Here is a 10,341-nt window from a genome sequence, read left to right as displayed (position 1 = left end):
ACGCATTTGAACCACCCCTGAAACGCAGAAAACCCCGCACCGTTTCCGGTGCGGGGTTTCCTCGCAATAATTGTTCGGCGGCGTCCTACTCTCCCACAGGGTCCCCCCTGCAGTACCATCGGCGCTGTAAGGCTTAGCTTCCGGGTTCGAAATGTAACCGGGCGTTTCCCCTACGCCATGACCACCGAAACCCTAATGGTTTCGAGCGAACAAGCACACTCTTTAATTGTCTGTTCAGCTCGAAAGCCGACAACTGTTCGTTGTCTCAGAACTAACACAGTGGACGCGAGCAACTGAGGACAAGCCCTCGGCCTATTAGTACCGGTCACCTCCACACCTCACGGTGCTTCCAGATCCGGCCTATCAACCCAGTCGTCTACTGGGAGCCTTACCCCATCAAGTGGGTGGGAGCCCTCATCTCGAAGCAGGCTTCCCGCTTAGATGCTTTCAGCGGTTATCCCTCCCGAACGTAGCCAACCAGCCATGCCCTTGGCAGGACAACTGGCACACCAGAGGTTCGTCCGTCCCGGTCCTCTCGTACTAGGGACAGCCCTTCTCAAGACTCCTACGCGCACAGCGGATAGGGACCGAACTGTCTCACGACGTTCTAAACCCAGCTCGCGTACCGCTTTAATGGGCGAACAGCCCAACCCTTGGGACCGACTCCAGCCCCAGGATGCGACGAGCCGACATCGAGGTGCCAAACCATCCCGTCGATATGGACTCTTGGGGAAGATCAGCCTGTTATCCCCGGGGTACCTTTTATCCGTTGAGCGACGGCGCTTCCACAAGCCACCGCCGGATCACTAGTCCCGACTTTCGTCCCTGCTCGACCCGTCGGTCTCACAGTCAAGCTCCCTTGTGCACTTACACTCAACACCTGATTACCAACCAGGCTGAGGGAACCTTTGGGCGCCTCCGTTACTCTTTAGGAGGCAACCGCCCCAGTTAAACTACCCATCAGACACTGTCCCTGATCCGGATCACGGACCCAGGTTAGACATCCAGCACGACCAGACTGGTATTTCAACGACGACTCCCCCTGAACTGGCGTCCAAAGTTCACAGTCTCCCAGCTATCCTACACAAGCCGAACCGAACACCAATATCAAACTGTAGTAAAGGTCCCGGGGTCTTTCCGTCCTGCTGCGCGAAACGAGCATCTTTACTCGTAGTGCAATTTCACCGGGCCTATGGTTGAGACAGTCGAGAAGTCGTTACGCCATTCGTGCAGGTCGGAACTTACCCGACAAGGAATTTCGCTACCTTAGGATGGTTATAGTTACCACCGCCGTTTACTGGCGCTTAAGTTCTCAGCTTCGCCACACCGAAATATGACTAACCGGTCCCCTTAACGTTCCAGCACCGGGCAGGCGTCAGTCCGTATACATCGCCTTACGGCTTCGCACGGACCTGTGTTTTTAGTAAACAGTCGCTTCTCGCTGGTCTCTGCGGCCACCCCCAGCTCAGACCGTAAAGATCATCACCAGGTGTGGCCCCCCTTCTCCCGAAGTTACGGGGGCATTTTGCCGAGTTCCTTAACCATAGTTCACCCGAACGCCTCGGTATTCTCTACCTGACCACCTGAGTCGGTTTAGGGTACGGGCCGCCATAAAACTCGCTAGAGGCTTTTCTCGACAGCATAGGATCATCCACTTCACCACAATCGGCTCGGCATCAGGTCTCACCCACATGCCACCCGGATTTACCTGGATGACGGGCTACACCCTTACCCCGGGACAACCACCGCCCGGGATGGACTACCTTCCTGCGTCACCCCATCACTCACCTACTAACCGCTCGGTTCAGCGGCTCCACCACTCCCCTTCACCCGAAGGCTCCAGGGCGGCTTCACGGCCTTAGCATCACGATGCTCGATGTCTGACGCTCTACAGCGGGTACCGGAATATCAACCGGTTATCCATCGACTACGCCTGTCGGCCTCGCCTTAGGTCCCGACTTACCCTGGGCAGATCAGCTTGACCCAGGAACCCTTAGTCAATCGGCGCAAACGTTTCCCACGTTTGTATCGCTACTCATGCCTGCATTCTCACTCGTGAACCGTCCACAACTCGCTTCCACGGCTGCTTCACCCGGCACACGACGCTCCCCTACCCATCACAGCCAGCGTTAGCCGTATTGCTGCAATGACACGACTTCGGCGGTACGCTTGAGCCCCGCTACATTGTCGGCGCGGAATCACTAGACCAGTGAGCTATTACGCACTCTTTCAAGGATGGCTGCTTCTAAGCCAACCTCCTGGTTGTCTGTGCGACTCCACATCCTTTCCCACTTAGCGTACGCTTAGGGGCCTTAGTCGATGCTCTGGGCTGTTTCCCTCTCGACCATGGAGCTTATCCCCCACAGTCTCACTGCCGCGCTCTCACTTACCGGCATTCGGAGTTTGGCTAAGGTCAGTAACCCGGTAGGGCCCATCGCCTATCCAGTGCTCTACCTCCGGCAAGAAACACACGACGCTGCACCTAAATGCATTTCGGGGAGAACCAGCTATCACGGAGTTTGATTGGCCTTTCACCCCTAACCACAGGTCATCCCCCAGGTTTTCAACCCTGGTGGGTTCGGTCCTCCACGACCTCTTACAGCCGCTTCAACCTGCCCATGGCTAGATCACTCCGCTTCGGGTCTTGAGCGTGCTACTCAAACGCCCTCTTAGGACTCGCTTTCGCTACGGCTACCCCACCCGGGTTAACCTCGCAACACACCGCAAACTCGCAGGCTCATTCTTCAAAAGGCACGCAGTCACGAGACACCAAGCAAACTTGATGCCCGACGCTCCCACGGCTTGTAGGCACACGGTTTCAGGTACTATTTCACTCCGCTCCCGCGGTACTTTTCACCATTCCCTCACGGTACTATCCGCTATCGGTCACCAGGGAATATTTAGGCTTAACGGGTGGTCCCGCCAGATTCACACGGGATTTCTCGGGCCCCGTGCTACTTGGGTGTCTCTCAAACGAGCCGCTCATGTTTCGACTACGGGGGTCTTACCCTCTACGCCGGACCTTTCGCATGTCCTTCGCCTACATCAACGGTTTCTGACTCGTCTCACGGCCGGCAGACCGTAAAAGAGAGATCCCACAACCCCGCACACGCAACCCCTGCCGGGTCTCACACGCATACGGTTTGGCCTCATCCGGTTTCGCTCGCCACTACTCCCGGAATCACGGTTGTTTTCTCTTCCTGCGGGTACTGAGATGTTTCACTTCCCCGCGTTCCCTCCACACTGCCTATGTGTTCAGCAGCGGGTGACAGCCCATGACGACTGCCGGGTTTCCCCATTCGGACACCCCCGGATCAAAGCCTGGTTGACGACTCCCCGGGGCCTATCGTGGCCTCCCACGTCCTTCATCGGTTCCTGGTGCCAAGGCATCCACCGTGCGCCCTTAAAAACTTGGCCACAGATGCTCGCGTCCACTGTGCAGTTCTCAAACAACGACCAACCACCCATCACCCTGCCACTCACGACAAGTTCACTGGGGCCGGCAACTGAGGCAGCCTCACGGCCATACCCTCAGACACCCAACAGCGTGCCCGGCCCAAACCCGTCCGATGATCATGCCTTCCACACTCCGAAGAGCAGTACTGACAGCCACCGGCCCGAATCCGGACCGAATAGTCAACGTTCCACCCATGAGCAACCGTGCAAGACATGCGCTTGCAGTCGGCCATGTGCTCCTTAGAAAGGAGGTGATCCAGCCGCACCTTCCGGTACGGCTACCTTGTTACGACTTCGTCCCAATCGCCAGTCCCACCTTCGACAGCTCCCTCCCACAAGGGGTTGGGCCACCGGCTTCGGGTGTTACCGACTTTCGTGACGTGACGGGCGGTGTGTACAAGGCCCGGGAACGTATTCACCGCAGCAATGCTGATCTGCGATTACTAGCGACTCCGACTTCATGGGGTCGAGTTGCAGACCCCAATCCGAACTGAGACCGGCTTTTTGAGATTCGCTCCACCTCACGGTATCGCAGCTCATTGTACCGGCCATTGTAGCACGTGTGCAGCCCAAGACATAAGGGGCATGATGACTTGACGTCGTCCCCACCTTCCTCCGAGTTGACCCCGGCGGTCTCCCGTGAGTCCCCAACACCCCGAAGGGCTTGCTGGCAACACGGGACAAGGGTTGCGCTCGTTGCGGGACTTAACCCAACATCTCACGACACGAGCTGACGACAGCCATGCACCACCTGTACACCGACCACAAGGGGGCGACCATCTCTGGCCGTTTCCGGTGTATGTCAAGCCTTGGTAAGGTTCTTCGCGTTGCGTCGAATTAAGCCACATGCTCCGCCGCTTGTGCGGGCCCCCGTCAATTCCTTTGAGTTTTAGCCTTGCGGCCGTACTCCCCAGGCGGGGCACTTAATGCGTTAGCTGCGGCACGGACAACGTGGAATGTTGCCCACACCTAGTGCCCACCGTTTACGGCGTGGACTACCAGGGTATCTAATCCTGTTCGCTCCCCACGCTTTCGCTCCTCAGCGTCAGTATCGGCCCAGAGATCCGCCTTCGCCACCGGTGTTCCTCCTGATATCTGCGCATTTCACCGCTACACCAGGAATTCCGATCTCCCCTACCGAACTCTAGCCTGCCCGTATCGACTGCAGACCCGGGGTTAAGCCCCGGGCTTTCACAACCGACGCGACAAGCCGCCTACGAGCTCTTTACGCCCAATAATTCCGGACAACGCTTGCGCCCTACGTATTACCGCGGCTGCTGGCACGTAGTTAGCCGGCGCTTCTTCTGCAGGTACCGTCACTTTCGCTTCTTCCCTGCTGAAAGAGGTTTACAACCCGAAGGCCGTCATCCCTCACGCGGCGTCGCTGCATCAGGCTTCCGCCCATTGTGCAATATTCCCCACTGCTGCCTCCCGTAGGAGTCTGGGCCGTGTCTCAGTCCCAGTGTGGCCGGTCGCCCTCTCAGGCCGGCTACCCGTCGTCGCCTTGGTGAGCCATTACCTCACCAACAAGCTGATAGGCCGCGGGCTCATCCTGCACCGCCGGAGCTTTCGACCCCCACAGATGCCCGTGGAGGTCAGTATCCGGTATTAGACCCCGTTTCCAGGGCTTGTCCCAGAGTGCAGGGCAGATTGCCCACGTGTTACTCACCCGTTCGCCACTAATCCCCACCGAAGTGGTTCATCGTTCGACTTGCATGTGTTAAGCACGCCGCCAGCGTTCGTCCTGAGCCAGGATCAAACTCTCCGTGAATGCTTTCCAACATCACGGGAGCGGAACAGTCGGAGGAATAATCCGACCGTTCACAGCGTCCTCGCTGTTGTATTTCAAAGGAACCTCAACCCGATCGGATCAACCGATACAGGTCGGGGTATCAACATATCTGGCGTTGACTTTTGGCACGCTGTTGAGTTCTCAAGGAACGGACGCTTCCTTTGTACTCACCCGAGAAACTCTCAGGCTTTCCTCCGGGCGCTTCCCTTCGGTCTTGCGTTTCCGACTCTATCAGATCTTTCCGACCCGATTTCCTCGGTGCTTTCCAGGTTCCCGCTTTCGCGTTTCCCTTTCCGGCAGCTCCGACTTTATCAGAAGTTCCGGGCCGGTCTGACCGGCCATTCATTTCCGATTCATCGGGAGAGTGCTTCGTCGAATTCCATGATCCGGAAGAAGCAGATAGATGTTCAACCTTTGCCCTCTAGGGTGAACCCGTCTACAGGCAACTGTTCTAATCTACCTCCCCGCTCGGTCCGTGTCAACGGCCCTTGCGGGAACGAAGAGGACAGTAGCAGCTCACCGGGGGTGGATGCACATCAGGCGGCCGTCGGCACGGTGGCGCTGCGCTCGGCCGCCTCGACGTCGCCCGTGTCGCCGGCGCGCACCGCACGTCCGCCCAGGATGTAGACGTAGGCCAGGAAGGCCGCCTCGGCGACGGCGCCGATGGTGATGCGGGCCCAGGTGGGCAGTCCTGACGGGGTGACGAAGCCTTCGACGGCACCGGAGACGAACAGGACCAGGGCGAGTCCGATCGCCATGCCGATGGCTGCGCGGCCCTCCTCGGCGAGGGCGGTGCGGCGGGTGCGTGGGCCCGGATCGATCAGGGTCCAGCCGAGCCGCAGCCCCGTGCCCGCGGCGACGAAGACCGCGGTCAGTTCGAGCAGACCGTGGGGCAGGATGAGGCCGAGGAAGGTGTCGAGGCGGCCGGCCGACGACATCAGACCGGCGCCGATGCCGAGGTTGAGCATGTTCTGGAACAGGATCCAGATGACCGGCAGTCCCAGGAAGACGCCCAGGATCAGGCAGAGCGCGGCGGCCCAGGCGTTGTTCGTCCAGACCTGCGCGGCGAAGGAGGCCGCGGGGTGGCTCGAGTAGTACGTCTCGTACTGGCCGCCGGGCCGGGTGAGCTGCCGCAGTTCGCTGGGTGCCGCGATCGTGGCCTGGACCTCGGGGTGGGTGCCGATCCACCAGCCCAGGAGTGCCGCGACAGCGGTCGACAGGAGTGCGGTGGGGACCCACCAGTGGCGTGCCCGGTAGACGGCCGCCGGGAACTGGTGGGTCAGGAAGCGGGTGACATCGCGCCAGGAGGCCCGGCGGGTGCCCGTCACGGCACTGCGCGCGCGTGCGACCAGTTGGCTGAGCCGTCCGGTCAGCTGGGGGTCGGGCGCACTGGACTGGATCAGGGAGAGATGGGTGGCCGTGCGCTGGTAGAGGGTGACGAGTTCGTCGGTTTCGGCACCGGTCAGCCGGCGCCGGCGCCTGAGCAGGGCGTCGAGGCGGTCCCACTCCGCGCGGTGGGCGGAGACGAAGACGTCGAGGTCCATCGGTGTGCCTGCTCCTCGGCTATCGTCGGCGGCTCGTCGTGGATCAGCTTGTCGTACCGCGGCGCGGTGCGTCCTCAGCTTGGCAGACTGGCGGGGACGGGGGCAGCCAGGGGAAGGGTGGCGGGCGTGAGCGAGCTGGTGACCGGCGAGGCGGTGGCGCTGGAGCTGCGCCCCGCGAGACTGCCCAGCAGGGCACTGGCCGTCCTGCTCGACCTGGCGGTGGCCGTGGCCGTCTACGTGGCGGTGACCGTCGCCGTGGTGGCCTCCACCGCCTCCCTGGACATGGCGGCGCAGACCGCGCTGTCGATCGCGGTGTTCGTCCTCGTACTGGTGGGGGCGCCGATCGCCGTGGAGACGCTCAGCCATGGGCGGTCGCTCGGGAAGTTGGCGTGCGGGCTGCGGGTGGTGCGGGACGACGGCGGTCCGATCCGGTTCCGGCATTCGCTGGTGCGGGGCCTGATCGGGGTGATCGAGATCCTGATGACGTTCGGGGTCGTCGCCTGTATCGCCTCGCTGGTGTCGGCGCGGGGGCGGCGGCTCGGTGACGTGTTCGCGGGCACTTTGGTCGTACGGGAGCGGGTTCCGGTCGCGTCGGCGGGTTTCATACCGCCTCCTCCGCCCTGGCTGGCGGGGCGGTTCGCGGCGCTCGACCTGTCCGCGGTGCCCGATGACCTGTGGCTCGCCGTGCGTCAGTATTTGACGCGGATGGGGCAGCTCGATCCCCGCGTCGGCTGGGCGATGGCCGAGCGGCTCGCCGCCGATGTGGCGGCCCGTACGGGGGCTCCGGCACCGCGCGAGGTGCCGCCGGCCGCGTATCTGGCGGCGGTGTTGCAGGAGCGGCGGGCCCGGGAGGCCCGGCGGGCGTTCGGGGACGTGCCGGCGGGCCCAGGGCCCGAGGCGGCGGCGCCGATCCCGGCGGGTCCGCCACCGGCCTTCCCCGCGGCGCCGCCGGTGCCGCCGGCCGTGCCGCCGCGGGATGCCGTCAGGCCGGAGCGGGAGGTGCCGTCGCGGGACGTTGCGTCGGACGACCGCCCCGGCACCGGGTTCGTGCCGCCCGCCTAGGTCGGGCGGCGACCGCGCTCGAAGCGGCCCGCGGCTCCGGTGGCCGGGCGCCGGTCATGGGAACACGGACGGTGGTGACTCCAGGTCCTCCAGCTCGATGCCGGGGGCCGCGAGCACCACGTCGCCGGCGATGTGCACGAGGTGCTGTTCGCCGGTGTCCAGGGCTGTGACCTGGTATTCGTCCACGGTGAGGGGTCCGTTGTCAGTGGTGTGTGCTTCTCTTTTCAGCAAGGCCCAGGACTGGTCCACGGTGCGGGGGGCGAGGACCGGATCGGTGAGGGCGACGAGGCGTACGCGGGTGGCTGGCACAGAGGGGGTGAGGCGCAGGAGACGGGTGGTCGCGACAAGGAAGGCCGGAGACGTGCCGGTGAAGGCGTTGGCGCGCGCATTGCCTTCGGCGGCGTGGATTCCGGTGGGGTCGGTACGGACCCAGGTGACGCCGTCGATGGCCGCACCGCGCACCTGCCAGCTCGCGGCGTGGAGTTCGAGGCGGATGGGGCGGCCGAGTTCGTCGAGGGCGAGGTCGACGGAGCCGTGGTCGTCCCCGGTGGGTGTGGTCAGCCGGGATACGTAGCGCCAGCCGGAAGGGCCGGGGGCGCACTGGAAGTGCTCTTCTGCGAGGGAGGTGTGGTCGTGCGGATCGTGGAGCGAATATCGGCCGCGGGGCATGGTGGTCCTGGTTGGTGACGGTCTGCTGGGCCCGTCGCGGAGCGCCAACGGGGCAGGCCCCCGGCACGGGGGTGCGGGGGCCTGTCTCGGAGGAGCCGGCAGGGCTCAGTAGCGGTAGTGGTCCGCCTTGTAGGGGCCCTCGACCTTGACGCCGATGTAGTCGGCCTGCTCCGGGCGGAGCGTGGTCAGCTTGACGCCGAGCGCGTCGAGGTGGAGGCGGGCGACCTTCTCGTCCAGGTGCTTGGGCAGCACGTAGACGTTGGTCGGGTAGGCGTCGGGCTTGGTGAACAGCTCGATCTGGGCCAGGGTCTGGTCCGCGAAGGAGTTGGACATCACGAACGACGGGTGACCGGTGGCGTTGCCCAGGTTCAGCAGGCGGCCCTCGGACAGGACGATGAGGACCTTGCCGTCGGCGAAGGTCCACGTGTGGACCTGCGGCTTGACCTCGTCCTTGACGATGCCGGGGATCCTGGCGAGACCGGCCATGTCGATCTCGTTGTCGAAGTGGCCGATGTTGCCGACGATGGCCTGGTGCTTCATCCGGGCCATGTCGGAGGCCATGATGATGTCCTTGTTGCCGGTCGTCGTGACGAAGATGTCGGCGGTCTCGACGACCTCGTCCAGCGTCGTGACCTGGTAGCCGTCCATCGCCGCCTGGAGCGCGCAGATCGGGTCGATCTCCGTGATGATCACCCGGGCGCCCTGGCCGCGCAGGGACTCCGCGCAGCCCTTGCCCACGTCGCCGTAGCCGCACACGACCGCGGTCTTGCCGCCGATCAGCACGTCCGTGGCGCGGTTGATGCCGTCGATCAGGGAGTGGCGGCAGCCGTACTTGTTGTCGAACTTCGACTTCGTCACCGCGTCGTTGACGTTGATCGCCGGGAACAGCAGGGTGCCGTCGCGGTGCATCTCGTACAGGCGGTGGACGCCGGTCGTGGTCTCCTCGGTCACGCCGCGGATCTCGGACGCCAGCCGGGTCCACTTCTGCGGGCTCTCGCCCACGGTGCGGGTGAGGAGTTCGAGGATGACGCGGTGCTCGTCGGACTCGGCGGTGTCCGGCGAGGGGACCTTGCCGTCCTTCTCGTACTCGACGCCCTTGTGGACGAGGAGGGTGGCGTCGCCGCCGTCGTCCAGGATCATGTTCGGGCCGCCGGTGGGGGTGTTCGGCCAGGTCAGCGCCTGCTCCGTGCACCACCAGTACTCCTGGAGGCTCTCGCCCTTCCAGGCGAAGACCGGGACGCCCTGCGGGTTGTCCGGCGTGCCGTTCGGGCCGACGGCGATGGCGGCGGCCGCGTGGTCCTGGGTGGAGAAGATGTTGCAGGAGGCCCAGCGGACCTCGGCGCCCAGGGCGACCAGGGTCTCGATGAGCACGGCGGTCTGCACGGTCATGTGCAGGGAGCCGGTGACGCGGGCGCCGGCGAGCGGCTGCGCCTCGGCGTATTCCTTGCGGATCGCCATCAGGCCGGGCATCTCGTGCTCGGCGAGGGTGATCTCCTTGCGGCCGAACTCGGCCAGGGAGAGATCGGCGACCTTGAAGTCCTGTCGGTTGTCGACAGTCGTCATTACGGGCTGCTCCTCGGGTTGGGTCGAGGTGGGTACGGCTGACCTGCGCGGCGGCGGACACAGGGGTGCCCCGAAGAGGACACGGGCATGCCCGCGTGCGCGCAGCGCAGTCCGTCGGAGGCCCTCTCTCCCTCGGCCGGTCCGTACTGGACCGCCCGACCGCCATCAGCAGCGACGTCTGGCTCCGCCCCAAGCTACACCGCGGGCCCCCGCCGTCCCCAGTCCGCCTCCGAACACTTCCGGACGTTCACGAAG

The 10,341-nt window shown here is 63.6% G+C and carries 4 protein-coding genes and 3 rRNA genes; 1 reads left to right on the top strand and 6 read right to left on the bottom strand.

Features of this window, described 5'->3' with window-relative positions:
- Positions 1-72: 72 nt before the first annotated feature.
- The 4 genes from rrf to AC4IHM_RS20255 all read right to left on the bottom strand — a co-directional run bounded on the left by rrf (position 73) and on the right by AC4IHM_RS20255 (position 6,792).
- Positions 73-189, bottom strand: a 5S ribosomal RNA gene (gene rrf / locus AC4IHM_RS20270).
- A 106-nt stretch (positions 190-295) separates the two neighbouring features.
- Positions 296-3,417: ribosomal RNA gene (locus tag AC4IHM_RS20265) — 23S ribosomal RNA — on the bottom strand.
- 283 nt (positions 3,418-3,700) lie between these two features.
- Positions 3,701-5,227, bottom strand: a 16S ribosomal RNA gene (locus AC4IHM_RS20260).
- The 16S, 23S and 5S rRNA genes sit together here, the layout of an rRNA operon.
- A 557-nt stretch (positions 5,228-5,784) precedes the next feature.
- Positions 5,785-6,792 (bottom strand): stage II sporulation protein M, encoded by a 1,008-nt coding sequence (locus tag AC4IHM_RS20255; protein WP_490868421.1) that lies wholly within the window; start codon positions 6,790-6,792, stop codon positions 5,785-5,787.
- A 126-nt stretch (positions 6,793-6,918) separates the two neighbouring features.
- Here AC4IHM_RS20255 and AC4IHM_RS20250 point away from each other — a divergent pair, with 126 nt between their 5' ends.
- A complete protein-coding gene (locus tag AC4IHM_RS20250) occupies positions 6,919-7,854 on the top strand; it encodes an RDD family protein (RefSeq protein ID WP_490868420.1) in 936 nt (311 codons plus the stop codon).
- A gap of 54 nt (positions 7,855-7,908) precedes the next feature.
- On the opposite strand, the gene AC4IHM_RS20245 is transcribed toward AC4IHM_RS20250, so the two are convergent.
- Positions 7,909-8,523 (bottom strand): hypothetical protein, encoded by a 615-nt coding sequence (locus tag AC4IHM_RS20245; protein ID WP_490868419.1) that lies wholly within the window; start codon positions 8,521-8,523, stop codon positions 7,909-7,911.
- Between the two features lie 105 nt (positions 8,524-8,628).
- Positions 8,629-10,086 (bottom strand): adenosylhomocysteinase, encoded by a 1,458-nt coding sequence (gene ahcY / locus AC4IHM_RS20240; protein ID WP_490868418.1) that lies wholly within the window; start codon positions 10,084-10,086, stop codon positions 8,629-8,631.
- Positions 10,087-10,341 lie beyond the last annotated feature (255 nt).

This window comes from Streptomyces sp. SL06, from assembly GCF_058244745.1.
Note: the sequence above shows the minus strand (reverse complement) of the source record. Positions and strands in the feature narration are given on the sequence as shown.